Origin of the sequence: Pseudophaeobacter sp. EL27, from assembly GCF_900313025.1 — a bacterium.
Taxonomy (GTDB): domain Bacteria; phylum Pseudomonadota; class Alphaproteobacteria; order Rhodobacterales; family Rhodobacteraceae; genus Pseudophaeobacter.
Window position 1 is genome coordinate 585,298 of the sequence record NZ_OMPQ01000008.1, and the last position, 25,539, is coordinate 610,836.

Below are 25,539 nucleotides of genomic sequence, written 5' to 3' on the forward strand. Positions count from 1 at the left end.
GTCCAACTCAGCTTGCAGTCGCAGCACCAGCGCAGGCGACCGGCTGCAGGATGCGCATCAGGTCGTGATTGTCGCAAATCAGCGATTCCAAAGTGATGTCATCCAGCGAGGCATAAAAGGCCTGTGCAGCCGCTGAGAGCGCCACCTTCAGGCGGCAGGCATTGGAGAGCGGGCAGGTGTTATCCGCATCAGCAAAGCACTCCACCATTGGCAGCGCCCCTTCGACATCGCGAAAGACATTGCCAATCTGGATCTCCTCCGGTTGACGCCCCAGAGCCATGCCCCCATTGCGCCCGCGTTGCGTATGCAGATAGCCCAGCTGGCTGAGCTGGTTGATCACCTGCGCCAGATGGTTCTCCGAGATATTGCAGCATTCGGCAATTTCAGCCTTGGTGACCAGGCGATCCGCATTTGCAGCACAATACATCAATAGCCGGACGGCAATATTGGTCCTTTTTGTAATGCGCATAGTCCAAGCTCCCGCTACTTTAGGCTCAGCCTATATTGCACGGCCCAGCAAAAGGCGGTTTGACATACATCAATTGGGCTTTTTTTCAAAAATGGAATGACGATCAAATGACGCTGCGCCCTCCCTACTTCTTTGGCTATGGCAGCCTGGTGAACACGGCCACTCACGACTACCAGGATCCACAGCCCGCGCGGCTCGATGGCTGGCGTCGCAAGTGGTGTCATACGGCGCTGCGGGATGTGGCGTTCTTGACCGTGGAACCCGCCCCAGAGGTGCAGATAGACGGGTTGATCGCCGCCGTTCCAAATGCCGACTGGCAGGGGCTGGACAGGCGCGAGTTCGCCTATGATCGCCTTGCTGCGGATCACCAGATCCAGCACCCGCTGCCAGGCAATCCCGAGATTTCGCTCTATGCGGTGCCCCTTGAGGCACAGAACCAGGGCAGCGCTCGTCACCCCATTTTGCTGAGCTATTTGGACGTGGTGGTGCAGGGTCATCTTCAGGTCTTTGGCGAGACGGGCGTGGATGATTTCTTTGCCAGCACCAGGGGCTGGGACGCCCCGATCCTGAACGATCGGCAGAAGCCGCGCTACCCGCGCCATCAGCTTCTGACAGCGGTTGAGCGGCAATTGGTCGACCACCATCTGAACCAGCTAAAAGCACAGATTTTGACCTGAGCTCACTCTTCCCGTTCGGCAATGAAGGGCAATGAGGTCGGCGCCGCACGCCGCGCCGGGCAGAGCCCGGCGCCCGGCCCAACTGTGTTGTCCCATTCTTTGAATGGGGCTGAACAGGCGGGAGCCCCCCCTTTTTCTGGGCGCTCTTCTGAAATTGAAAAAGGCGGCCCTCTTCAGGACCGCCTCTTGTATCATCTGATATCGTCAGCGCGTTTAGCCGCGCGCCTGAACCACCGACATCAGCGCCAAAAGCGCACTCATGTCGGGTCCGCGTTCACGCCCCGTAACCGCCTTGCGCAGCGGCATGAACAAGCCCTTGCCCTTGCGGCCGGTGGCCTCCTTCACGGCTGTGGTCCAGCTTTTCCAGCTGTTGTCGTCATAGGGACCTTCGGGCAGCAATTTCATTGCTTCAGCGATGAACTCCGCGTCCTCATCGGCGATCAGCGGCGCAGCCCCCTTCTCACAGAGCTCCCACCAGCCGCTGAGATCCTTCAGCGTGGTGATGTTTTCCTTGGCCATCGCCCAAAAGGCTTCCTGCTTCTGTTCAGGTACGCCCAGGGCCTCCACATGCGGTTTCACCTGTTCCAGCGTCAACATCTGCAGATAACGCGCTGTCAGCGGATAAAGATCCTCAACATCAAACTTGGTTGGCGCCGCACCAAAACGGTTGATGTCAAAACCCTCAACCAGTTCCGCCATCTCGGAGCGAATTTCCACCGGATCCGAGGAGCCCAACCGTGCCATCAGGCTCAGCAGCGCCATGGGCTGCACGCCGGCTTCGCGCAGATCGCGCAGCGCCAGGGTGCCAAGCCGCTTGGACAGTGCTTCGCCCTGTGGGCCCGTCAGTAGCGAGTGATGAGCAAATTCCGGTACCGTGCCGCCCAGCGCCTTGATGATCTGGATCTGGGTCGCGGTATTGGTCACATGGTCTGATCCGCGCACCACATTGGTGACGCCCATCTCGGTGTCATCCACCACAGAGGCCAGCGTATACAGGAACTGGCCATCGCCACGGATCAGCACCGGATCCGAAACCGAAGCCGCGTCAATCGAGATGTCACCCAGAACCCCATCCGCCCATTCAATGCGTTCGTGATCCAGTTTGAAGCGCCAGACACCATCGCCGCGCTCAGCCCGCAGAGTGGATTTTTCATCCTCCGACAGAGCCAGGGCTGCACGGTCATAGACCGGCGGCTTGCCCATATTCAGCTGTTTCTTCCGCTTCAGATCCAGCTCGGTCGGGGTTTCAAAGGCCTCATAGAAACGGCCTATGCTGCGCAGTTCTTCGGCGGCGGCGACATAGCGGTCCAGGCGGCTCGACTGGCGTTCAAGCCGGTCCCAGGTCAGGCCAAGCCATTCCAGATCCAGCTTGATCGCATCAACGTATTCTTCTTTCGAGCGCTCCGGATCGGTGTCATCGATGCGCAGAATGAATTCACCGCCTGCTTTGCGGGCGATCAAGAAGTTCATCAGCGCGGTGCGCAGATTGCCGACATGGATATATCCAGTGGGCGACGGGGCAAAACGAGTGGTTGTCATCAGATATCTCCTGTTGCCTTGCCCATCTCATATGGGGCTGGATTTGTCCAGTTTTTGCCACACCCAAGATCCAGGCCAGTCCTCAAGCCAGTCCTCAGGTCAGTCAACCGGACACACAGTTGCGTGATAGCCGCTCCCAGGACCCCCGATCTGTGCAATGCTGAAACAATCCAAGGTGGAATACCACGTTTCGACCAAACCAGACCTGAAGAAAGTCAGCGATCCCCCACAGCCCAGCACAGAGGACCTCCCATGACCGCAAAATTCTCCCGCCGTTCAGCCCTTGCCGCCGCAGCCGCCATTCCCCTGGCCGCAACTGCCCGCAAGGCCAGTGCCACAACCGCCAGTGCGAAACCGGGAATTGCGCCTGCCTCCCACACCCGCAGCGTCAAGCTGGGCGGTTTTATAGTGACCACGCTGCTGGATGGCAGCCGCCCCGTTGGCGATGCCAAGGCCATTTTTGGTGGTGGTGCCACTGACGCCGAGTTTGCTGCGAGTTCAGCACAGAACTTCATTCCCGCCGATATGGCGCAGTTCTTCTTTACTCCCACCCTTGTCGACACCGGCCAGGAGAAAATTCTGTTTGATACCGGTCTGGGTCGGGGAGGCATCCAGATGGCCCTGGCCGAAGTGGGACTGACCCCGCAGGATATCGACGTGGTCGTGCTCACCCATATGCACCCGGACCATATCGGCGGCATGACGACAGATGGCGCCGAGACATTTTCCAAGGCCCGCTATATCACCGGTCGCCAGGAATATGATTTCTGGGGAGGCCAGGACAAAACCAGCGGCATAGGCGGCTTGATGGCCCAGAAGCTAACGCCTTTTGCCGAGAAGCTCTCCTTTCTGGAGGATGGCGGATCGGTCGCCTCTGGGGTGAGCGCCGTTGCCAGTTTTGGCCATACCCCCGGCCATATGGGCTATATGCTGGACAGTGGCGGTCAGCAACTGATGCTGACCGCAGACCTGGCCAATCACTATGTCTGGTCCTTTGCCCATCCGGACTGGGAGGTCAAATTCGACATGAACAAGGAGGCTGCAACCACATCACGGCGGAAGATCCTGGATATGCTGGCCAGCACCCGCACCCCTATGATTGGCTACCACATGCCCTTCCCGGCAGCTGGCTATGTGGAAACACGTGGCTCCGGCTTTCGCTTTGTGCCGGTCAGTTATCAAATGATGGGCTGAGGCCAGACAGAAGAGCTGTCTCAGACGAGTCGCCTGGGCAGCTCATCAATAGCGTCACGCAAGTGAGATCAGGCAGAAGAAACCAAGCCGACGGTCAGGACGCTTGTCGGGTTACTTCTTACAAAAGCGCGACAGGCGGAATTCATGGGGGTCCACCACGGGGCGATCTCCGGTGACCAAATCCGCCGTCAGCCGCCCTGCCGCCGGGCCAATGCCAAAGCCATGCCCGCTAAAGCCGGTTGAGACAAACAGCCCCGGCAGATCATCCACCTGCGAGATCACCGGCACCGCATCCGGGGTGACATCAATCATGCCGCCCCAGCTCTGCACCACATCGGCGCCCTGCAGCACAGGAAAGGCCTTTTGTGCTGCTTCCCAGCCCTGTTTGATCGCCTTTTGTGACGGCGCTGGGTCCAGCACGCGCGTGTTCTCAAACGGAGTGGTTTGCTGTGGCGACCAGCGCCGATCCTGTGACGCCTCTTCGCGCCAACGCCCCGAGCCGGTGAGGCGCAGCTGAAGCGAACGCCATTCCTGCAGATAACTGGGCAGGAACTTCAGCCCCAAACGCAGTGTGTCAGGGACGATATCGACAATATTCTCGGTGCCATTTGCAATAGTATAGCCGCCATCCAACCGCTTGCGCAGCGAAAATCCATCATTCCAGATCGCGGTTTCCGGCCCATCCTGAACAGCAGAGGTCCGCAAAACAGAATTCAAAACCTTGAGCTGCGGCAAAGAGATGCCAGCATTGCCGAGGAACAGGCGTGACCAGGCACCACCTGCGACCACCACGGCAGAACAGGCCACCCGGCCACGTTCCGTGATAACACCACTGATGCGCCCTGCTTCGGTTTCCACCGAACGCACCGCGCATTCTGTCATCACTTTGGCCCCCGCAGCCTGCGCCGCCCAGGCGATGGCATGGGTTGCCAGTTGCGGCTCGGCACGACCATCCTGTGGAGTATAGTAGCCGGAAATCACCTTGCCTTGGAAACCGGGCATCACCTGTTTCAGCAACTCGCCGCGCAGCATTTGGCCCGGCAGGTCCATCGCCGCCAGATGCGGTGCCCAGGTTTCCAGTTTGGCCTCTTCGCGGCCACGTTCAGCCGTATAGAGAATACCAGATCTCTGATAGCCCGTGGGATGGCCGGTGCGTGCTTCCAGCCCCTCCCAGATCCGCATGGCCTCGGCCATCAGCGGCAGCTCACGCGGGTCACGCTGGGAGATTCGCACCCAGCCCCAATTGCGCGAACTCTGCTCACCGGCAATCTGGCCTTTTTCGCACAGCAGCACAGAGAACCCGCGCTCGGCCAGTTCTAGTGCCGTTGAGGCACCAATAATCCCGCCGCCAACTACAACCGCATCAACGCGTTTGGGCAGGGCAAGATCGGCTTGGAAATGGGGCAGCTTAGGTCCAGGCATGCTGGTGTCTATGCCGCGCTACTGGCTTTGGGTCTAGGGGACAAAACAGCCCTCCTGCGGGCTGGGAACAAAATGTGATCTTTGGGACGCATCAATGGCTCACTCGGTACAGGTTATTACTCATAAATCACTTGAGATCAGGCAAATTCCAGCAGTCCAGCACAAGATCCCTGCTGCCCAGTCTCAATGTAATAGTCAGGATGAATCACGAAAACGATTGACAATAGGGTAGCGACGATCCAGCCAAAATGCCCGCGGAGACAGCCGTGCGCCGGGGGCCGATTGGTAGCGTTTATACTCGCTGATATAGATCAGGTGTTCCACCCGCTTGGCTGTTTCGCGCGCGAAACCTTTGGCGACGCAATCCGCAATCGAGCCCTCCTGATCAACCAGAATCTCAAGAATGGCATCCAGCTCCGGGTAATCCGGCAGGCTGTCGCTGTCCTTCTGATCGTCACGCAGTTCCGCCGAGGGCGGTTTGTCGATCACATTGGGGCGAATGACCTCTCCGGCCGGCCCCATCATCCAGGGGCGGTGATTGGCATTGCGCCAGCGGCAGGTCTCAAACACCCGTGTTTTATAGAGGTCCTTGATTGGGTTGTAGCCGCCATTCATGTCGCCATAGATCGTCGCATAGCCCACGGCCACTTCGGATTTATTGCCGGTGGTCAGCAGCATTTCGCCAAACTTGTTCGACATCGCCATCAGCAACAGCCCGCGCAGGCGGGACTGGATGTTTTCCTCGGTCAGGTCCTCGTCATACCCGGCAAAGAGCGGCGCCAGGGTGTTTGAGATGGCACTGCGGCCTTCGGCAATTGGCACATAGTCGTAGTGCACGCCCAGGGCCTCGGCCACAGCTTCGGCATCGTCCAGCGATTCCCGACTGGTATATTCCGAGGGCAGCATGACACAGCGCACATTCTCCGCCCCGATGGCATCGACAGCAATGGCTGCAACAATGGCGGAATCCACCCCACCGGAGAGCCCCAGCAGCACCTTCTTGAACCCGGTTTTCCCCATATAGTCACGCAAGGATTCGACCATGGTGCGATAGTCCTGCTCCCACTCATCCGGCAAATGCGCCTTGTCGCCCTCGACCGCGCGCCAGCCATCTGCTGTGCGTTCCAGATCCAACTGCGTGATGGCCTCGTCAAAGACCGGCATCTGCAGTGCCAAAGCGCCATTGGGGTTCAACACAAAGGTGCCGCCATCAAAGACCTGATCATCCTGCCCCCCCACCAGATTGAGATAGATCACCGGCAGGCCGGTCTCGACCGCACGGGCCACCATGTGATTCTGCCGCACTTCCATCTTGTTGCGATAATAGGGCGAACCATTGGGGATCAGCAGGAATTCGGCGCCAGTCTCTTCTAGCGTTTCGGCCACATCCTCATGCCAGCCATCTTCGCAAATGGGTGACCCAATACGGGTATCGCCCACCGCATAGGGACCACCCAGAGGCCCCACATCAAAGATGCGCACCTCGTCAAAGACGGTTTCATTGGGCAGATGGTGTTTCAGACAGCGCGAGGCGATTTTGCCATCCTTGAGGATCAGATAGGCATTATAAAGCTTATCTCCTTCGACCCAGGGACAGCCGATTGCCAGCGCCGGCCCATCGGCGCAGTCCAGCGCCAATTGCTCGGCTGCGGCTATGGCGGCCTGATGGAACACTGGCTTCATCACCAGGTCCTGGGTATTATAGCCCGTCAGGAACATCTCGGGCAGCGCTACCAGATCCGCGCCCGCCTCGCGGCCCTCGGCCCAGGCCGCGCGGGCCTTTGCAGCATTGCCTGCAAGATCCCCAACGGTGGGGTTCAATTGCGCCAGTGTCACCCGGAAACGATCAGCCATCTTGCACAAGCCCTTTGCAAAACATGTTCCCAGTCGTTTATCAGATCAGCAGCCAAGGAAAAGGGGCGAGCGCAAAAGACATTGCGACAAGCTGTTTGCTCGCTTAGTTTCCCAGCAAGTCGCCCGAAGTAACCCATTGGCAAAACAAATCCCGTGTTGGCTCAGGCCGGTCTCGGGTTAGACAGAGGTTTTTATGACCGGTTTCAGCAGAACGCTTGCGATACTCTCCCTTCTGACCCTGGCCAGCACCGCCGGGAGCCCTTCCTGGGCCCAGGAGGGTACGATCATCACCAGTCAGGACGAAATCGGTGGCGTCTATGAGGGCACCTTCAAAGGTGGGCTGCAACATGGCACCGGCACCTATCGTCTGCCCAATGGCTATGAGTATTCTGGCGAATGGGTCGAAGGCGAAATCCTCGGCCAGGGCGTGGCGCGGTTCCCTAATGGGTCGGTCTATGAAGGCGAATTCGTCAAGGGCAAGCCCGAGGGTCTGGGCAAAATCACCCTCTCTGATGGCGGCACCTATGAGGGCGAATGGATGGCGGGTGTCATCAACGGCCAGGGGGTCGCGGTCTATGCCAATGGGGTGCGTTATGAGGGCAGCTTTGTTCAGGGGCAGCACCAGGGCAAAGGCGTCTTACAGATTCCTGGCGGCTACGAATATAATGGCGATTGGGTTGAAGGCCGCAAAGAAGGCACTGCAACCATCACCTACTCGGACGGCGACACCTATCAGGGCGAAATCGCCGATGGGCTGCTGCACGGCAAAGGCACCCTGCAGATGTCGGACGGGGTCCATTATGAGGGAGACTGGGCCAACAACCAGATGCATGGCACTGGTACGCTGACCCAACCCAATGGTGATATCTATACCGGCCCGCTGGATCAGGGACGACGCCAGGGAATTGGCACTCAGACCTATGCCAATGGCGATATCTATGAAGGCATGTTTCAGGACGATCTGCGCCATGGCACCGGCACTTTTACTGAAACCGACGGCTTTACCTATACTGGCGATTGGCTGGCAGGTCAGATTGAGGGCAATGGTCGGGTGACCTATCCCGATGGCTCGATCTATGTCGGGCAGTTTCAGGACGACCTCTCTCATGGCACCGGCAAGATCACCTATCCGGATGGCTCCACCTATGAGGGCGACTGGATTGCCGGGGTGATCGAGGGCACCGGCACCGCCACCTATACCAATGGTGTCACCTACACCGGCGCCTTCGAGAATGCCCGCAACCATGGTCACGGAGTGATGACCGACGCCAACGGCTATCGCTATGAGGGCGGCTGGCAGGATGGTCAGCGCCACGGCGAGGCCCGTGTCACCTACGCAGATGGCTCGATCTACAGCGGTCGTTTTGTGAACAGCCAGCGCCACGGCAAGGGCAAGATCGACGTGCCCAATGGCTTCTCCTATGAGGGCGACTGGACCGAAGGCAAAATCACCGGATCAGGCACCGCCACCTATGCCCATGGCGATATCTACGTTGGCAGCTTTGTAAACGGCAAACGCCAGGGCCCCGGCACCATGACCTATGCCGGCGGCCAAACCGTTAGCGGCGAATGGGTCAATGGCGCGCCTCCCACTGCCGAAGGCGCGGCAGCCGATACTGAAACCAGCGCAGATGACAGTGCCGATAGCAACTAAGACGAATTCATCCAGGTTTCAGGTTTCCCCCTAAGGCAGCCAAAATCTCTTAGGCCATTTGAATTCTGGTCAGTTGCCGGCGGGTTGTCAGGACCAGTAGGCAAAAGACCACCAGGGCACTGACCGTCAGGATCACTGGCTCGACGCCAAATGCCTCGACCATCGCGCCCATGGCAAATGTTCCAAGAGTCGCAAGGCCCCAAAAAGCCGTTTGCTCGACTGCGATCAACACCCCGCGCGAGGGCTCAGGGCTGTTATGCAGATAGCGGCCATAGACCAGCGCCTTGCCCAGTTTGCCCCCACCCATGATCAGGACAACAAGGCACATCTGCCAGAAACTCTGCACCAACAAGAGCACACTCAGAAGTACAGCCCAGGAAAACCAGATCATCAGTGCAAACCGCCCAGGACGCTGCAGCCGCGCTGCGTAGCGCCCTGCAAGAGCGGTTAACGCAATGGCGCCGATCCAGGATGAAATATAGAGCAATGCCACCAGATCCCCCTGGTCAGGAAAACGTTCTCGCAGCAGCAGTGGCCAGAGAATATATCCAACCGGCACGATCAACAGCCCCAACATGGCGCTGGACAGCAGAATGTCGAAATTCTCGGGACAGCTGCGATAGTGCTGCACAATACTGGTCCGCCGCGAAGGGCCATCCGACGCGGTCACTGCCACATTAGACCTAGGCCCCTTGGCCTGAAAATGCAGACGTAACAGTAGAACGCTTGCGCCCATCAGCAGCGCATTGAGCCCGAATCCCCCAAGGGCCAGCAACCAGGGCAGCAGCAACCCGCTCAGCGTGCCAAACAGTTTGGCAATATTGTGAGCAGTGGCGGCCAGAAGGGCATTCGCCTGGGCCGAGCGTGGCGTTGCCTCGGGGACGAATGTGTCAATCGCTGGGTTAGAAATCGCACTGGTGATCCCGGCTGCCAGGCAATAGGCAAAAAACGCCCAGGGCAGAAACCCGACCATCTGATCCGCCAGACCATAGACTGCCAGAACAATCGCAAAACACAGGGTGGACCAACTATAGCTTCGTGACGCGCCAATGCGATCACTCAAAGCCCCACCAGCGATGGTAAATATGAGAAAGGGCGACAGGACCAGTGCCTGGTAAAAACCAATCTGCGCCGCCGACAACTCAGCGTGAAATGTCATGTACCAGGTAAAGAGAACTGTCTGCAGCCCCTCCCCCCAATGCCAAAGCCCGTAGGCACGAAAGAAAGGTGAGCGGAACATGAATGTACCCTTGCAGCTGTTTATCTGAATTCGGAAATGAATTATGATTCATTATCTTAATTTTCACCCTCAAATTATGATGAGTCAAGTTGAATGGACAAATCTGCCCCAAAATCCACTTCACGGGAAACCCAAACAATAATCGGCCAGCGCATGCGAGAACTGCGAAAGGCTAAGGGTTTGACGCTGAAACAACTGGCCGCGGCAACAGGGCTCTCAATCGGCTACCTCAGCCAGCTTGAGCGCCAGGATGCGGATCCCTCCATTCGCGCGCTCAATGTGATCGGTAAGGCCTTGGGCGTGGGAATAAACTGGTTTTTCCCCGACTCACAGGACGCGCAAAACCTCGAGGCCGACTTTGTAGTGCGCGCCGATCGCCGCCGTGCCTTGCGATTTGATTCTGGCCTCAGGGATGAATTGCTAAGCCCGTCCCTGTCGGGGCAGCTGGAACTGGTTCTGACCACCTTTGAGCCCGGCGCCAGCTCCGGGGCCGAACTCTATTCTCACAAAGGCGAAGAAGCGGGTTTTGTTGTTGAGGGTCAGTTGGAGGTCACAATTGAGGATCAGGTCTTTCTGTTAGGCCCAGGTGACACCATCCAATTCACCTCTGACCAACCGCATCGCTATCGCAATCCCGGTCCCAGTCCCACCCGGCTGATCTGGGCTGTCACCCCGCCGCATTACTGAGCCGGACTGGCAGCCCCGCGCAGTGAATTTCTCTCTTTTCATTCGCTGCTGCCTCTGTATAAATCACCCCCATGACACGTTTCGCAGATATCCCCATGACCGACGCCGCTCTTCGCGGCGCGTCTCTGCGTGCCCTACTGCTCCTAGCCCGCCTCTGAGCGTGCCTTTTGGCGCGTCCGCTCAGAGGAGACAGGCTTGCGCGTCAAAAATGGACCTAGGACAGAACCAGAAAGCTACCAACATGACCAATATTATTGACAAAGATCGTGTGCTGATCTTCGACACCACTCTTCGTGATGGCGAACAAAGCCCCGGTGCGACCATGACCCATGACGAAAAGCTCGAGATTGCCGAGCTGCTGGATGACATGGGCGTCGACATCATTGAGGCCGGTTTCCCAATCGCCTCTGAAGGTGATTTCAAAGCCGTCAGCGAGATTGCGGAACGCTCAAAGAACTCGGTGATCTGTGGGCTGGCGCGCGCCAATTTCAAGGATATCGACCGCTGCGCCGAAGCCGTGCGCAACGCGGCCAAGCCGCGTATCCATACCTTTATCGGCACCTCCGCCCTGCACCGCGCCATTCCAAACCTCACCATGGATGAGATGGCCGACAAGATCCACGAGACCGTCACCCATGCCCGCAATCTGGTGGACAATGTGCAGTGGTCACCTATGGATGCCACCCGCACTGAATGGGACTATCTGTGCCGGGTGATCGAAATCGCCATCAAGGCCGGCGCCACAACGATCAACATCCCCGATACCGTCGGCTATACTGCCCCGGCTGAAAGTGCAGACCTGATCAAACGTCTGATCGAGACCGTTCCGAGGGCTGATGAGGTGATCTTTGCCACCCACTGCCACAACGACCTTGGCATGGCGACCGCCAACTCGCTGGCTGCGGTGGCTGGCGGTGCGCGTCAGATCGAATGCACCATCAATGGATTGGGTGAACGGGCTGGTAACACCGCACTGGAAGAGGTGGTGATGGCGCTGAAGGTGCGCAATGACATCATGCCCTGGAAAACCGGCATCGACACCCAGAAGATCATGCATATCTCCCGCCGCGTTGCCACTGTCTCTGGCTTCAACGTGCAGTTCAACAAGGCCATCGTCGGCAAGAACGCCTTTGCCCATGAAAGCGGCATCCATCAGGATGGCATGCTCAAGAACAAAGAAACCTTTGAGATCATGCGCCCCGAAGACGTGGGCCTGTCCGGCACCTCGCTGCCGCTTGGCAAACACTCGGGCCGCGCGGCCCTGCGCGACAAGCTCTCTACCCTGGGGTTTGAGGTTGGCGACAACCAACTGAAAGATCTGTTTGTGCGTTTCAAAGACCTGGCTGATCGCAAGAAAGAAGTCTTTGACGACGATATCGTCGCATTGATGCGTTCTGGCGAAGATGCTGACGACCATTTGCAACTGGTCTCAATGAAGGTTGTCTGCGGCACTGGCGGACCGGCAGAGGCCACCGTTGAGATGGAGATCGACGGCGAGGATCTAACCGCAGTCGAAAATGGCGACGGGCCGGTCGATGCGACCTTCAAGGCGATCCGCAAGATCTACCCAAACACTGCCCGCCTGCAGCTCTATCAGGTGAACGCCGTGACCGAAGGCACCGATGCCCAGGCCACCGTATCAGTACGGCTGGAAGAAGACGGCATCATCGCCACGGGTGAGAGCTCCAACACCGATACAGTCATGGCCTCGGCCAAGGCCTATATCAACGCGCTGAACCGGGTGATCATTCGTCGCGGCAAGGTTGGCGAAGGCGCCGACACCCGCGAGATCTCGTACAAAGACGTCACCTGAAGGTAGACCCACTGCCATCGCGCGCTGCAAAACACTGCGGCGCGCGATGCACAATGGCCTCAGGTGAAGAGGACGCGCCTAGGTCAGCGCAGCAAAAATCTTATCCAACCGCGCACATTCGGCTTCGGTGCCAAAGGGCGTGTTGACCAAAAACATTCCCGATCCAATCATCCGGTGCCCCTCACGCGCGGGAGGAAAGCGGACCTCGTGGCGCAATGCCCCCGGCAGGGCCTGATTTTCCAAGGCCCGCAGCATGGGCGCGTGGCTGCCATCCTTCAGGATCGGATACCACAGCGCGATCACCCCCACATTCCACTTGCGGTGCAGATTGGCGATGATGCCGGGAATTCGGCCATAGTCGCTTTTGATTTCATAGCTTGGGTCAATCAGCAAAACCCCGCGTCGGGGCGTTGGCGGCGCCAGGGATTGCGCCAGTTCAAACCCGTCCTGCAAATGCACCTTGGCCCGCCCCCTTGGCAGGGCCTGACGCAGGGCCTCGTGTTCGCCGGGGTGCAGCTCGGCAAAATGCAGTGTGTCCTGAGATCGCAACAGGTTTGCAGCAATCAGCGGTGAGCCCGGATAGGCCGTGTCACCATGTGTGGCCTGACAGGCGGCCAGCGCCTGCCGCAAGGGATGGTCCGCCGGCAACAATCCATCACCAAGCACCCGATCAATGCCCGCTGCGGCCTCGCCGGTTTTGACCGCCTCTGGTGCGTCCAGTTGATAGAGCCCCCGCCCGGCATGGGTCTCGATATAGCTGACCGGCTTATCCTTGCGGGTGAGGTAGGACAGAATCACCGCCAGAAGCGCATGTTTCTGTACATCGGCCAGATTTCCGGCGTGATAGATATGTTGATATGAAAGCATAGCACCGGCTTTAGCCCGAATTTGCCTGGCACGGAACCCAAAGAAATCACGAAGAAACCCCCTCCCTCCTCCCTCACACTGCCCTGTGGCCCCACCTCCCCCGGGCAAAGAGATCGCGGCGAAAATACAAGGTGGCTGCCCAGAATATCGCCCGGGCCGGCGAAAAGGCGCTAGTTGACCTTAAAACGCCCTTTCGCGGCGGGGCTGCGCTGGTATAAGACCTTGATCTGCGACCCTCGCGGAGTCGCCCCTCGTTGCAGTTCAATAGGATCACATTTTACATGGCGCTTTTCGGAAATCTTGGCGGGTTGTTCACCACGGACATGGCCATCGACCTCGGCACCGCAAACACTCTGGTCTATGTCAAAGGCCGCGGCGTGATCCTCTCAGAACCCTCGGTGGTGGCCTATCACATCAAAGACGGTATCAAAAAAGTGCTGGCCGTTGGCGAGGACGCCAAGTTGATGCTGGGCCGGACCCCCGGCAGCATCCAGGCGATCCGCCCGATGCGCGAAGGGGTGATTGCCGATTTTGACACCGCCGAAGAAATGATCAAACATTTCATTCGCAAAGTGCACAAACGCTCGCCCTTCTCCCGCAAACCAAAGATCATCGTCTGCGTCCCTCATGGCGCCACCCCGGTTGAAAAACGCGCCATTCGGACTTCAGTGCTGTCAGCCGGTGCCGGGCGCGCCGGCTTGATTGCGGAGCCAATTGCGGCCGCCATTGGCGCGGGCATGCCGATTACCGATCCTACCGGCAACATGGTAGTTGATATCGGCGGCGGCACCACCGAGGTGGCGGTTCTGTCGCTGGGTGACATCGTTTATGCCCGCTCGGTGCGTGTTGGGGGTGACCGCATGGACGAAGCCATTATCTCTTATCTGCGCCGCCAACAGAACCTGCTGATCGGTGAGGCCACGGCTGAGCGGATCAAAACCTCTATCGGTACTGCCCGGATGCCCGACGATGGCCGCGGCCAGTCGATGCAAATCCGGGGTCGTGACCTCTTGAACGGCGTGCCCAAAGAAATCGAAATCAGCCAGGCCCAGGTGGCCGAAGCGCTGGCAGAACCCGTGCAGCAGATCTGCGAAGCGGTGATGACCGCGCTGGAAACCACCCCGCCAGATCTGGCGGCTGACATCGTCGATCGTGGCGTTATGCTCACCGGTGGTGGTGCGCTGTTGGGGGATCTGGACCTTGCCCTGCGCGAACAGACCGGGCTGGCCGTCTCGATTGCCGATGAATGCCTGAACTGTGTGGCACTGGGCACCGGCAAGGCGCTGGAGTTTGAAAAACAGCTGCGCCACGCCATCGACTACGACAGCTAAGCCTGAGGCTGCCTTTGCTTTGCCTAAGGCAGCAGTGACAGGCGCCGGAAAGGAGCCCCTTGGCGAAAGACCGCTCCCAGCGCGAAGACTATACAACCCCGCTGCGTCGCCTACTGGTGGGAGTGGCCTGTCTGTTTCTGGCCGCCTTGTTTCTGGTCTGGCGGATCGACAGCCCCAGGGTCGAGCGGTTCCGTGCCCAGTTGATTGATGCGGTTGTGCCCAATATGGACTGGGCCATGGTGCCGGTGACCGGGGTCGTCAACCTGTTTCGCGACTTCCAAAGCTACCAACGCCTGTCTGAACAGAACCGCGAGCTGCGCTCGGAGCTGCGCCAGATGCGCGCCTGGAAAGAGGCCGCCTTGCAGCTGGAGCAGGAAAACGCGCGGCTGCTGGATCTGAACAATGTGCGGTTGGACCCAAAGCTCACCTTCATCACCGGCGTGGTGATGGCGGACAGCGGCTCACCCTTTCGCCAGTCGGTGATTTTGAACGTGGGCGCCCGCGATGGCATTCAGGATGGCTGGGCCACCATGGATGGCATCGGCCTGGTTGGGCGCATTTCCGGCACGGGCCGCAATACGGCACGGGTAGTGCTGTTGACCGATGCCGCCAGCGCGGTTCCCGTGACCATCCAGCCCTCGGGCCAGACGGCACTGGTCACTGGCGACAACAGCACCGCTCCGCTGCTCACCTTTCTGGAGAATGCCGATCTGGTGCGCCCCGGTGACCGGGTGATCACCTCAGGCGATGGGGATGTCTTTCCGGCCGGGCTGTTGGTGGGACAGGCGACCCAGGACCGCAGTGGCCGGATGCGCGTACGGCTATCAGCGGATTATGAACGCCTCGAGTTTCTGCGGGTTCTGCGCCATCACGGCACTCAGGTGATCCGTGATCCCGGCGGCTTGATCGTCCCCGCCCCCGGCGCCAACACCCCCAGATCCCGCCCCGGCTCTCTGGAGCTAGCCCCCGCTGCCAACGAGGCACAGGACCCTGGTGCAAGTGGAGCCGGAAATGGCTGAAGTTGCGCCGGGCAAAATCCAGATCATGCGGGTCAGTTTTGCGGCGCTTGCCTTTTTGATCATCTTCTTTCACCTGCTGCCTCTGGACACGCAGGCGCGCAGCTGGGCACCACCGGATCTGATCCTCTGCCTCGCCATGGCCTGGTCGCTGCGCCGCCCCGACTATGTCCCGGTGCTGCTTCTTATTCTGGTCCTGTTGATGGCCGATCTGCTGTTTCACCGCCCCCCCGGCCTGCAAACGCTGCTGGTGGTGCTGGGCTGCGAATTCCTGCGGTCGCGCTCTCAGCCACATCATGAGACAACCTTTGCAGCCGAGTGGCTATCGGTGGCGCTGGTGATCACCGTGATCACCCTTCTGAACCGCGTCACCCTTTCCGTCTTTTCCATCCCCCGCGCCCCGCTGAGCTTGTCGGGGATTGAAATGTTTGCCACAATTGCCACCTATCCTTTGGTGGTACTGTTTAGTCAAACTCTCTTGGGAGTGCGTAAACTCACTGCCGCCGAAGCCGAAATTCTGGAAGCCCGCAAATGAGACGCTCTCCCAAAGATCTGGAAGGAGCCCACCGCAAGCTGAGCCGTCGCGCCCTGCTGCTGGGTGGTTTGCAATTGGGATTTGTCGGCGCCTTGGCGGCGCGCATGCGCTATTTACAGATTGATCAGGCGGATCAGTTCCGCCTGCTGGCCGAGGAAAACCGCATCAATATTCGCCTGCTGGCCCCTGCGCGCGGCGAGATATTTGACCGCAACGGGCAGACCTTGGCGCATAATTCGCCTTCCTACCGGATCATTCTGGTCCCTGAAGATGCCGGCGACGTTGAGCAGGTGATCGCCAAGCTCTCGGAGCTGATCACCCTGCCACCAGAAGACATCGAACGGGCCCGCACCGAAATAGGTCGCAACCGTCCTTTCCTGCCCATCACCCTCGCGGATCAGCTGAATTGGGAAGATATCTCCAAGGTTGCGGTGAATGCCCCGGCCCTGCCCGGCATCACCCCCGAAGTGGGCCTGACCCGCATCTACCCGCAGCTAAGTGATTTTGCCCATGTGGTTGGCTATGTCGGCCCGGTGTCAGACTATGACCTCAACAAGCTGGAAGCCCCCGACCCGATCCTGCGGATCCCCCGGTTCCAAATTGGCAAGGTCGGGTTTGAGGCCAAGCGCGAGGATGTACTGCGGGGCACCGCCGGGGCCAAGCGGATTGAGGTAAACGCCGGTGGTCGGGTGATGCGCGAGCTGGACCGCAAGGAAGGCCAGGCTGGGGCCGATATGCAGCTGGCAGTCGACGCCGATCTGCAAAACTACGCTCAGGCCAGACTTGGCGGCGAAAGCGCCGCCGTTGTGGTGATGGACTGCGAAAACGGCGATCTGCGGGCCATTGCCTCAGCGCCGAGCTTTGACCCCAACCAGTTTGTGCGCGGCATCTCGGTGGCGGATTACCGGATGCTGACCGAGGACCCTTATCGTCCGCTCGCCAACAAAACCGTGCAGGGCACCTACCCGCCCGGCTCCACCTTCAAAATGGTGACCTCCCTTGCGGCCCTCGAAGAAGGGCTAATCGGCCCCGAGGACACGGTCTATTGCCCCGGTCATCTGGAAGTTTCGGGACGCAAGTTCCACTGCTGGAAGCGCGGCGGTCATGGTCATGTCGATCTGAATACCGCGCTCAAACAATCCTGTGATGTCTATTACTACGATCTCGCCATCAAAGTTGGCATCGACAAAATTTCTGCCATGGCCAAGCGGTTGGGCCTTGGCATTCGCCATGACCTGCCCATGTCAGCTGTGGCCAGTGGGCTGGCGCCCAACCGCGAGTGGAAGTCACGGGTGAAGGGACAGGACTGGCTGGTAGGCGATACCGTCAATGCCTCCATCGGCCAGGGCTTCATGCTGGCGTCGCCGCTGCAGCTGGCAGTGATGACCGCCAGACTGGCCACCGGGCGGGATATATCCCCGCGCCTGATCAAATCCATTGACGGTGTTGAACAGCCCTCCGGCGCGGGTGAAATGCTGGGCATGAACGAAAACAACCTGCGTATGATCCGGCGTGGCATGTTTTCGGTCAGCAACGACCGGCGCGGCACCGGCTATCGGTCACGTATCATCGCCGAAGGCATGCGCATGGGTGGTAAAAGCGGCACCAGCCAGGTGCGCAACATCACCGCCGCCGAACGCGCCGCCGGCGTGATCAGCAACAAGGACCTGCCCTGGGAACGCCGCGACCATGCGCTTTATGTCTGTTTTGCCCCCTTTGATGACCCCAAGTTTGCCGTTTCGGTGATTGTTGAACATGGCGGCGGTGGCTCCAAGGCGGCCGCGCCGATTGCCCGCGATGTGATGTTGCAGGCGCTTTACAATGGCACCCCGCCGCTGGAGGCCTACCCCAAAGGCGACCGCAGCCGCATCAAGGCGCAACAGGAGCGGCTGGAACGCGAACGTCTCAAACGTGCCGAAAACCCGGACAGTGACCGCGCATGAGCTATCTTGAGTATAACGCCAAATCGACGCCCTCGGGCCTGCACAAGATCCTGTATCTGAACTGGCCCCTGACCCTCTTGCTGGCCTCGGTGGCGGGGGTTGGGTTTTTGATGCTCTATTCAGTTGCGGGCGGCTCTTTTTCTCCCTGGGCGGAGCCTCAGTTCAAACGGTTTTTGCTCGGTATGGGCGTGATGTTGGTGGTGGCCCTGATCCCGATCTGGTTCTGGCGCAACATGTCGATCCTGGCCTATCTGACCTCCGTTGTCCTGCTCTTGGCGGTTGAGTTCTTTGGCACCGTTGGTATGGGCGCACAGCGCTGGATCGATCTTGGCTTTATGCGCCTGCAGCCTTCCGAACTGATGAAAATCACCTCGGTGATGTTGTTGGCCGCCTATTACGACTGGCTACCCCCAGAGCGCAGCTCGCGCCCGATCTGGGTTCTGATCCCGGTGATGATGATCCTGCTGCCAACCTTTCTGGTGCTGCGCCAACCTGACCTCGGCACCTCGATCCTGCTAATGGCAGCTGGGGGCGGGGTGATGTTTTTAGCGGGGGTTCACTGGGCTTATTTTGCCGCTGTCATTGCTGCGGGCCTTGGTCTGGTGACTGCTGTCTTTCAAAGTCGCGGCACCGAATGGCAATTGCTGAAAAACTATCAGTACCTGCGTATCGACACCTTCCTTGACCCCTCGCAGGATCCGCTGGGAGCGGGCTATCACATCACCCAGTCCAAAATCGCCCTGGGATCTGGAGGATGGTCCGGGCGCGGCTATATGCAGGGCACCCAGTCACGGCTGAACTTCCTGCCGGAAAAACACACCGATTTCATCTTCACCACCCTGGCCGAGGAGTTTGGCTTCATCGGCGGCCTCACCCTGCTCAGCCTCTATGTGCTGATCATCGTGTTCTGCGTGGTTACCGCCCTGGCGGCCAAGGACCGCTTTTCCTCTCTGGTCAGCCTCGGCGTCGCCATCACCTTCTTCTTGTTCTTTGCCGTAAACATGTCGATGGTCATGGGGCTGGCCCCGGTGGTCGGCGTGCCTTTGCCATTGGTCTCCTATGGGGGCTCTGCGATGCTGGTACTGCTGGCCGCCTTTGGCCTGGTCCAGAGCGCCAATATTCATCGCCCGCGCTGATCCGCCCCTGCAACCTGAGTGCCATTGCCCTTTAGGATCTCCAACAGCAGGCTGAGCACCGGCCTGCCGCGATCCCGGCTCCAGCTCAACAGGCCAAGTTCACGGTAAAGCCCGGCAATCGGCACAAAACGCGCGTTTGCGGCATAGCGATCAAGCGTGGCCCACCTGGGCAGAACCGACCGGCCCAACCCATCCTGCACCAACATTGCAATACTCTCTAACGCGTCCATCTCCGCCAGAACCTTGGGGCTGCTCTCCTGCACCTGCAGGGCCTGCCAGCAGGCAACACCGCCCCAGGCCTCGCGACTATAAAGAATGCAAGGCAACTCCCCTTCCGGCACAGCGCCCCCTCCGGCTTCGGGCAGCAGCCAACCGATCTGTTGTCTTGATATCGGCGTAAACTGCATGGTCTTGGGCAGCGTAAACTCCGGCTGTACGATCAGTGCTGCGTCCAAACCTTCTGCTTCGAACTCAGCAAACAGGGCACTGGACGCCCCCGGGATCAATTGTAGCTCGACCTGTGGCGCCGCGCTCCGCAGCCCGGCAACCAGATCCTTGGCATGATCGCTGATCACCGTGGAAATGGCTCCCAATCGCAACTGACCTTGCAGCCCGTCGGCCTGCAACAGACCCTTAAGCGCCGCCTCGTCGCGCAGCAATTGCCGCAACCCCGGCAACAGGCGGCGGCACTCGGGCGTCGGCTGCATCACCCGCCCCGCACGCACCAATAGCGACACCCCCAACAGGGCTTCCAATGTGGCAATCCGCTGCGCCACCGCCGAAGGCGTGATACCTCCCATCCGGGCTGCCGCCGCCAAAGAGCCCGCGTCGATAACCAAAATGAGGCTGCTGACAAATCTTAGATCCATGAGAAAAACTTATGTCTGAACACAGTAAAGCAAGCTAGGGCTTTCTTTTGTCTTCGCGTAAATCAAGGGCACACAAACAGGAGAACGCGACATGAGCATCTTTCACCTCGCTTACCATGTAGATGACCTGGACAAGGCCCGCGCCTTTTACGGCGGCCTGTTGGGCTGCACGGAGGGGCGCAGCACCGAGACCTGGGTCGACTTCAACTTCTTTGGCCACCAGATTTCCCTGCACCTGGGACCGGTCTTTGCCACCAGAAACACCGGCAAGGTCGGCGACCATATGGTCCCCATGCCCCACCTCGGGGTGATCCTGCCGCAGGAGGAGTGGCAAGTGCTCGCCGACCAACTGACCGCTGCCGGTCTTGACTTCACCCTGGCGCCAGTGACACGTTTTGCCAATATGCCCGGTGAGCAAAGCACCATGTTTTTCCATGACCCAGCCGGTAACCCGATTGAAATCAAAGGCTTCAAAGACATGTCCGGAGTATTTGCCACATGATCAAGGTTCAGTTTGCCGCCCGCCCGGAACGCTGGGACACTTACCAGACCCCACTGCGGGACGCCTTTGCCAAGGCTGGGCTCCAGGTCGATCTGCGCCAGAACCACCCACCGGGTGAGGTGGACTATGTGATTTATGCGCCCAATTCCGACCTGCAGGATTTCACAGGCTATACAGCCTGCAAGGCCGTCCTCAGTCTCTGGGCCGGGGTGGAGAAAATCACCGGCAATACGACCCTCACTCAGCCACTGTGTCGAATGGTGGATCCAGGCCTGACGGCGGGCATGGTGGAATGGGTCACGGGCCATGTCCTGCGCTACCACCTGGACATTGACCGCAGCCTCAAAACCCAGGACTGCTGGGATCCGGTCGTGCCTCCCCTGGCTCAGGAGCGCCCAGTCACCGTGCTGGGGCTCGGCGCTCTGGGCGCTGCCTGCGCCACGGCTCTGGCGCAGCTTGGCTTCCCGGTCACCGGCTGGTCTCGCTCCGCAAAATCTCTCGACCAAATAGCCTGCGCACATGGTAGTGACGGTTTCCAACGCGCCTTGAGCCAGGCCCAAATCCTGGTGCTGCTGCTGCCAGACACGTCAGCAACCGAAAACACGCTTAATGCAGAAACCCTGGCAATGCTGCCCAGGGGCGCGCGTATCATCAATCCAGGCCGTGGCCCCTTGATAGAGGATACAGCCCTGTTGGCAGCTCTGGACAGCGGCCATATCGCCCATGCCACCCTGGATGTCTTCCGTCAGGAACCCCTGCCCCAGGAACACCCCTTTTGGGCACACCCCCATATCACAGTGACACCGCATATCGCCGCCGAAACCCGCCCTCTGACAGCATCACAGATGATTGCCCAAAACATCCAGCGCCGCGAAACAGGCCTGCCCCTCCTCAATCAAGTCAACCGGGAACTCGGATACTGACCCCCAATTCCCCAACCACTCTTTATCATCTTTCCAAAAAATATTCCGGGGGAGGTCGCAGACCGGGGGCAGCGCCCCCTCCCCCGGCTCAAAATGACAGCCTATTCAGCAGCCAATCCGCGCCCTTTCAACAGGGCCTCCACCCCGGGCAGACGCCCCCGAAACGCAGTATAAAGCTCCGCCGGATCCACTGATCCGCCCCTCGACAGGATATGGCGCTCCAAAGCGCGGGCGCGCTCAGGATCAAAGGCACCTCCTGCCTCTTCAAAGGCGGCAAAGGCATCTGCATCCATAACTTCGGACCACATGTAGCTGTAGTAGCCCGAAGAATAGCCGTCCCCGGAGAAGACATGGGCAAACTGCGGCGTCGCGTGCCGCATTTTGATAGCAGAGGGCATGCCGATCTGTTCCAGAACCTCCGCCTGTTTTGCCATCACATCCTCAGGCGCCACCCCCTCGTGGAAGGCAAGATCAACCAGCGCCGAGGCGACATATTCAACGGTCTGGAACCCCATATCAAAGGTCGAAGCACCAAGCACCTTGGCCAACAACTCCGGCGGCATGGGCGCACCAGTCTCGGCATGGGTGGCAAACTCACTCAGGACCTCGGGCACCTCCAGCCAATGTTCATAAAGCTGACTGGGCAGTTCCACAAAATCACGCGCCACCGAGGTGCCGGAAATGCTCTCGTAGCTCACATTCGACAACATCTGATGCAGCGCATGGCCAAACTCATGAAACAGGGTGCGGGCGTCATCCCAGGACAAAAGTGCGGGCTCACCCTTGGCGAAGTTGCAGACATTGATCACAATCGGGTTGGTTGGTTTGGGGAAATTGGCCTGGGCGCGCATCGCGGAACACCAGGCACCAGAGCGTTTGGAACCGCGGGCGAAGTAATCACCAATAAACACCGCCAGATGTTTGCCGTCGCGGGTGACCTCCCAGGCGCGGCAATCCTCATGATATAGCGGCACCTCCAGCGGGCGGAACTCCAGGCCAAACAGCCGCGTGGCACAGGCAAAGCTGGCCTCGATCATCCGGTCCAGCTGCAGATAGGGCTTCAGCTCGGCCTCATCGAGATCATGCTCGGCCTTGCGGCGCTTTTCCGCGTAGTAGCGCCAATCCCAGGGTTCCAGATCACCGTTGATGCCCTCCTCGTGCATCATCTGCGCCAGAATTTCCGCGTCCCGGTTGGCCCGTGCCACCGCAGGCTCCCAGACATCCATCAGCAGGCCCCGCACCGCCGAGGGTGTCTTGGCCATCTCGGTTTCAAGTTTGTAGTCGGCAAAGCTGTCATAGCCCAACAGTTCTGCGCGTTCGGCGCGCAGGGCGAGGATCTCGGCAGCGATCGCCCGATTGTCCGTCTCGCCCCCATTGGCCCCCCGCGCCGTAAAGGCGGCAAAGGCCTTTTGGCGCAAATCCCGACGCGGCGAGAACTGCAAAAACGGCGTAATGATTGATCGTGACAGGGTCACCACTGGCCCAGCAGCGCCCTTTTCCGCCCCGGCCGCGCGTGCGGCATCGACCACAAACTCTGGCAGCCCTGCAAGATCCTCCTCACCAAGCTCCATGTGCCAGTCGCGTTCATCCGCCAAAAGGTTCTGGGTGAACTCCGTGCCCAGAGTGGCAAGCCGTCCCTTGATCTCCTGCATCCGGGTATCAGCGGTCCCTTCCAGTGCTGCACCACCGCGCAGAAATCCACGGTGAGTGATCATCAAAACCCGTTGCTGCTCAGAGGTAAGGTCAAGGCTGTCGCGTTGATCCCAGACCTGCTTGATCCGAGCATACAGCGCCTTGTTGGCGGTGATGGTGGAAAAATGCGCCGCCAGTTTCGGAGAAAACTCCCGCTGCAGCGCCTCGCGCTCGGGATTGCTATCCGCACCTGCCACGGTGAAGAACACCGACAGCACCTGTTCAAGCGCCGGAACCGGGGTCTCCAGCGCCTCAATCACATTGGCAAAACTCGCCGGGGCTGGATTGTCAGCAATTTTGCCTATCCAGGCCTGGTGCTGTGCCAGCGCCTGATCCAAAGCCGGCGCAAAATCCGCATCCTTGATCTGATCAAAGGGGGCCAATTCAAAAGCAGTGTCCCAATGGGCCAAGAGGGGGTTTGTCATCGTTGCGTTCTCCTTTGAGAAGAGGCTAGCGATGATGCGCAGCGGCTGCAATCAAGCAAGGGCTTCTCTGGCGTTTCACGACAGCATTTAGCCCCACAAAGGGAGCTCTCCCGCCAGCGCCAGCTGCATCAAAGATGCCGCCTTGCTGTTGGGCCCGGCCGCGCGCCAAAGCGCGCGGCGCAGGCGTCCAGTCTCACCGTTGCGAAGCCTTCCGTTGACCGCTGACAGTTGAAAACAAGGCTTAGCCCGGGGCACAGACCGGGCAATCCTCCCGGCGGCTCAGACGGATTTTGCGGCTTTCGCCATAAAGCGCATCATAGATCAGCAACTCCCCCTGAACTGTGGTGCCCGCCCCGGTCAGCGCCTTGATCGCCTCCAGCGCCATCATTGCACCAACCACCCCCGGCAACGGGCCAACAACACCGGCCTCAGAACAGGAAGGGGCCAACCCGGCAGCCGGTGCTTCGGGGAAGATACATTGGTAACAGGGACCGCCACTTTTGGGGTGAAACAGGCTCAGCTGGCCTTCCCATTGCGACAGGGCGCCGGAAATCAGCGGCTTGCCTAGTTTCACTGCTGTTTCATTGACGAGATAGCGGGTCTCAAAATTATCGGTTCCGTCCAGGATCAGGTCAAAATCGGCAAACAGCTCTTCCGCCAAATCTGCGGTCAGCCGCCGATGATAGGGGCGCACCTCGACATAGGGGTTTTGCGCCCGCATCGCGGCCTCGGCAGAAAAGACCTTTGGCATGCCGATATCCTGATCACGGTGGATCACCTGACGTTGCAGATTGGCATTTTCCACCTCGTCATCGTCAATCACGCCGATGGTGCCAACCCCAGCAGCGGCCAGGTATTGCAGTGCTGGTGCACCCAACCCCCCGGCGCCGATCACCAGGACCTTGGCCTGTTTCAGTTTTTTCTGCCCCGGCCCACCCAGCTCTCGCAGGACGATATGGCGGGCATAACGGTTTAGCTCAGTGTCTGAGAACAGGGAGGGAGGCTGTGACATGGGGCTGGGGCTGCCTTTTGATTGCGCGCGAAGCTTGAGCCAAGAGATAATCCAGCCATATCCCGCCGCCAAGAGGCCAAATCCGCCGAGCATCAGCAAGGGTGCCGGCGTGCCCCCGGTGGCTTCGCGCAGGGCGTGGCCCTCAGGCAGGGTCAACTGTAGCGCCAAGACCGTCATAAACAGCAGCCCCAGAAGGAGCAAACGCAGGGAACGTGGCAGGTGAACCAAACGACCGCCCCACCAGATGAGCCCCGCAAGAAACAGAACAAGAAACATCAGCCAACCCCGGTTGAGCCAAAACCGCCGCTACCGCGGTCGGTTCCGGACAGGGCATCAACCAGAGTGATTTGCGCCTGTAGCACCGGGGCCACCACCATCTGGGCAATCCGGTCACCATGGGCAATGGTAAAATCCGCCTCTCCCGCGTTCATCACGATCACCCCCAGGGGGCCGCGGTAGTCGCTGTCGATGGTGCCGGGGCTATTGGGCAGGGTAATCCCGTGCTTCAAGGCAAGCCCCGACCGCGGACGGATCTGCACCTCGTATCCCAGAGGGATCTCCAGCCGCAGCCCGGTCGGCACCAGCGCACGGGCACCGGGGGCCAGGGTCAGACTGCTGCGATCTGGCAGATTGGCCCGCAGATCTGCGCCGGCCGCTCCGGGCGTTTCATAGGCTGGCAGGGGCAGACTTTGATCTGCGCCTTCGTCGTGGATCACCTTGATCTCAACCATAGGGGCCT

The 25,539-nt window shown here is 59.5% G+C and carries 22 protein-coding genes; 12 read left to right on the forward strand and 10 right to left on the reverse strand.

Annotated features, from left to right (window positions below; all coding sequences use genetic code 11):
* Positions 1–7: 7 nt before the first annotated feature.
* Positions 8–469, reverse strand: a complete 462-nt coding sequence (locus ED661_RS07355) for an Rrf2 family transcriptional regulator (RefSeq protein WP_122073235.1) — start codon at positions 467–469, stop codon at positions 8–10.
* A gap of 107 nt (positions 470–576) precedes the next feature.
* Here ED661_RS07355 and ED661_RS07360 point away from each other — a divergent pair, with 107 nt between their 5' ends.
* Positions 577–1,146: a gamma-glutamylcyclotransferase family protein gene (locus ED661_RS07360; protein ID WP_122073375.1), complete on the forward strand. Its 570-nt coding sequence runs from the start codon at positions 577–579 to the stop codon at positions 1,144–1,146.
* 213 nt (positions 1,147–1,359) lie between these two features.
* On the opposite strand, the gene gltX is transcribed toward ED661_RS07360, so the two are convergent.
* Positions 1,360–2,685 carry a glutamate--tRNA ligase gene (gene gltX, locus ED661_RS07365; RefSeq protein WP_122073236.1) on the reverse strand — a complete coding sequence of 442 codons (1,326 nt, stop codon included), beginning with the start codon at positions 2,683–2,685 and terminating at the stop codon, positions 1,360–1,362.
* Positions 2,686–2,937: 252 nt separating this feature from the next.
* Here gltX and ED661_RS07370 point away from each other — a divergent pair, with 252 nt between their 5' ends.
* Positions 2,938–3,879 carry an MBL fold metallo-hydrolase gene (locus ED661_RS07370; protein WP_122073237.1) on the forward strand — a complete coding sequence of 314 codons (942 nt, stop codon included), beginning with the start codon at positions 2,938–2,940 and terminating at the stop codon, positions 3,877–3,879.
* Positions 3,880–3,990: 111 nt separating this feature from the next.
* Here the strand turns inward: ED661_RS07370 and ED661_RS07375 are convergent, their stop codons facing one another.
* The gene (locus ED661_RS07375; RefSeq protein WP_122073238.1) at positions 3,991–5,301 is read right to left on the reverse strand and encodes an FAD-binding oxidoreductase; all 1,311 of its coding nucleotides are present in this window, start codon (positions 5,299–5,301) and stop codon (positions 3,991–3,993) included.
* Positions 5,302–5,496: 195 nt separating this feature from the next.
* A complete protein-coding gene (locus ED661_RS07380) occupies positions 5,497–7,155 on the reverse strand; it encodes an NAD+ synthase (protein WP_122073239.1) in 1,659 nt (552 codons plus the stop codon).
* A gap of 193 nt (positions 7,156–7,348) precedes the next feature.
* On the opposite strand from ED661_RS07380, the gene ED661_RS07385 reads away from it, so the two are divergent.
* Positions 7,349–8,809: an MORN repeat-containing protein gene (locus tag ED661_RS07385; RefSeq protein WP_122073240.1), complete on the forward strand. Its 1,461-nt coding sequence runs from the start codon at positions 7,349–7,351 to the stop codon at positions 8,807–8,809.
* Between the two features lie 49 nt (positions 8,810–8,858).
* On the opposite strand, the gene ED661_RS07390 is transcribed toward ED661_RS07385, so the two are convergent.
* Positions 8,859–10,049: an MFS transporter gene (locus tag ED661_RS07390; protein ID WP_122073241.1), complete on the reverse strand. Its 1,191-nt coding sequence runs from the start codon at positions 10,047–10,049 to the stop codon at positions 8,859–8,861.
* A 153-nt stretch (positions 10,050–10,202) separates the two neighbouring features.
* Between ED661_RS07390 and ED661_RS07395 the strand changes: the two genes are divergently transcribed.
* Together ED661_RS07395 and ED661_RS07400 are read left to right on the forward strand one after the other, a co-directional pair.
* Positions 10,203–10,736 (forward strand): helix-turn-helix domain-containing protein, encoded by a 534-nt coding sequence (locus tag ED661_RS07395; RefSeq protein WP_256385552.1) that lies wholly within the window; start codon positions 10,203–10,205, stop codon positions 10,734–10,736.
* A 241-nt stretch (positions 10,737–10,977) separates the two neighbouring features.
* Complete coding sequence (locus tag ED661_RS07400) at positions 10,978–12,549, forward strand: 2-isopropylmalate synthase (protein WP_122073243.1); 1,572 nt, start codon at positions 10,978–10,980, stop codon at positions 12,547–12,549.
* 78 nt (positions 12,550–12,627) lie between these two features.
* Here the strand turns inward: ED661_RS07400 and ED661_RS07405 are convergent, their stop codons facing one another.
* Positions 12,628–13,416 (reverse strand): 23S rRNA (adenine(2030)-N(6))-methyltransferase RlmJ, encoded by a 789-nt coding sequence (locus ED661_RS07405; RefSeq protein ID WP_122073244.1) that lies wholly within the window; start codon positions 13,414–13,416, stop codon positions 12,628–12,630.
* Positions 13,417–13,697: 281 nt separating this feature from the next.
* Between ED661_RS07405 and ED661_RS07410 the strand changes: the two genes are divergently transcribed.
* The 5 genes from ED661_RS07410 to rodA are packed head-to-tail and all read left to right on the forward strand — an operon-like array spanning position 13,698 to position 19,377.
* The gene (locus ED661_RS07410; protein WP_122073245.1) at positions 13,698–14,747 is read left to right on the forward strand and encodes a rod shape-determining protein; all 1,050 of its coding nucleotides are present in this window, start codon (positions 13,698–13,700) and stop codon (positions 14,745–14,747) included.
* A gap of 59 nt (positions 14,748–14,806) precedes the next feature.
* On the forward strand, positions 14,807–15,766 hold the full coding sequence (mreC, locus tag ED661_RS07415; RefSeq protein WP_122073246.1) for a rod shape-determining protein MreC: 960 nt from the start codon (positions 14,807–14,809) through the stop codon (positions 15,764–15,766).
* Positions 15,759–16,298 carry a rod shape-determining protein MreD gene (locus tag ED661_RS07420; protein ID WP_122073247.1) on the forward strand — a complete coding sequence of 180 codons (540 nt, stop codon included), beginning with the start codon at positions 15,759–15,761 and terminating at the stop codon, positions 16,296–16,298. Before mreC ends, ED661_RS07420 begins: the two co-directional genes overlap by 8 nt.
* Positions 16,295–18,241: a penicillin-binding protein 2 gene (gene mrdA / locus ED661_RS07425; protein WP_122073248.1), complete on the forward strand. Its 1,947-nt coding sequence runs from the start codon at positions 16,295–16,297 to the stop codon at positions 18,239–18,241. Before ED661_RS07420 ends, mrdA begins: the two co-directional genes overlap by 4 nt.
* Positions 18,238–19,377 (forward strand): rod shape-determining protein RodA, encoded by a 1,140-nt coding sequence (rodA, locus tag ED661_RS07430; RefSeq protein ID WP_122073249.1) that lies wholly within the window; start codon positions 18,238–18,240, stop codon positions 19,375–19,377. Before mrdA ends, rodA begins: the two co-directional genes overlap by 4 nt.
* Here rodA and ED661_RS07435 read toward each other — a convergent pair.
* Positions 19,362–20,246 (reverse strand): LysR family transcriptional regulator, encoded by an 885-nt coding sequence (locus ED661_RS07435; protein ID WP_122073250.1) that lies wholly within the window; start codon positions 20,244–20,246, stop codon positions 19,362–19,364. The two genes, rodA and ED661_RS07435, sit on opposite strands and share 16 nt — an antisense overlap.
* 91 nt (positions 20,247–20,337) lie before the next feature.
* Between ED661_RS07435 and ED661_RS07440 the strand changes: the two genes are divergently transcribed.
* Positions 20,338–20,748 carry a VOC family protein gene (locus tag ED661_RS07440; protein ID WP_122073251.1) on the forward strand — a complete coding sequence of 137 codons (411 nt, stop codon included), beginning with the start codon at positions 20,338–20,340 and terminating at the stop codon, positions 20,746–20,748.
* On the forward strand, positions 20,745–21,671 hold the full coding sequence (locus tag ED661_RS07445) for a glyoxylate/hydroxypyruvate reductase A (protein ID WP_122073252.1): 927 nt from the start codon (positions 20,745–20,747) through the stop codon (positions 21,669–21,671). The genes ED661_RS07440 and ED661_RS07445 overlap by 4 nt, the downstream gene beginning before the upstream one ends.
* A 101-nt stretch (positions 21,672–21,772) precedes the next feature.
* On the opposite strand, the gene ED661_RS07450 is transcribed toward ED661_RS07445, so the two are convergent.
* From ED661_RS07450 to dut, 3 genes are all read right to left on the reverse strand, one after another.
* Positions 21,773–23,788, reverse strand: a complete 2,016-nt coding sequence (locus ED661_RS07450) for a M3 family metallopeptidase (RefSeq protein WP_122073253.1) — start codon at positions 23,786–23,788, stop codon at positions 21,773–21,775.
* Between the two features lie 241 nt (positions 23,789–24,029).
* Positions 24,030–25,076 (reverse strand): HesA/MoeB/ThiF family protein, encoded by a 1,047-nt coding sequence (locus tag ED661_RS07455; RefSeq protein ID WP_122073254.1) that lies wholly within the window; start codon positions 25,074–25,076, stop codon positions 24,030–24,032.
* Positions 25,076–25,531 (reverse strand): dUTP diphosphatase, encoded by a 456-nt coding sequence (gene dut, locus ED661_RS07460; protein ID WP_122073255.1) that lies wholly within the window; start codon positions 25,529–25,531, stop codon positions 25,076–25,078. Before dut ends, ED661_RS07455 begins: the two co-directional genes overlap by 1 nt.
* Between the last annotated feature and the right edge of the window lie 8 nt (positions 25,532–25,539).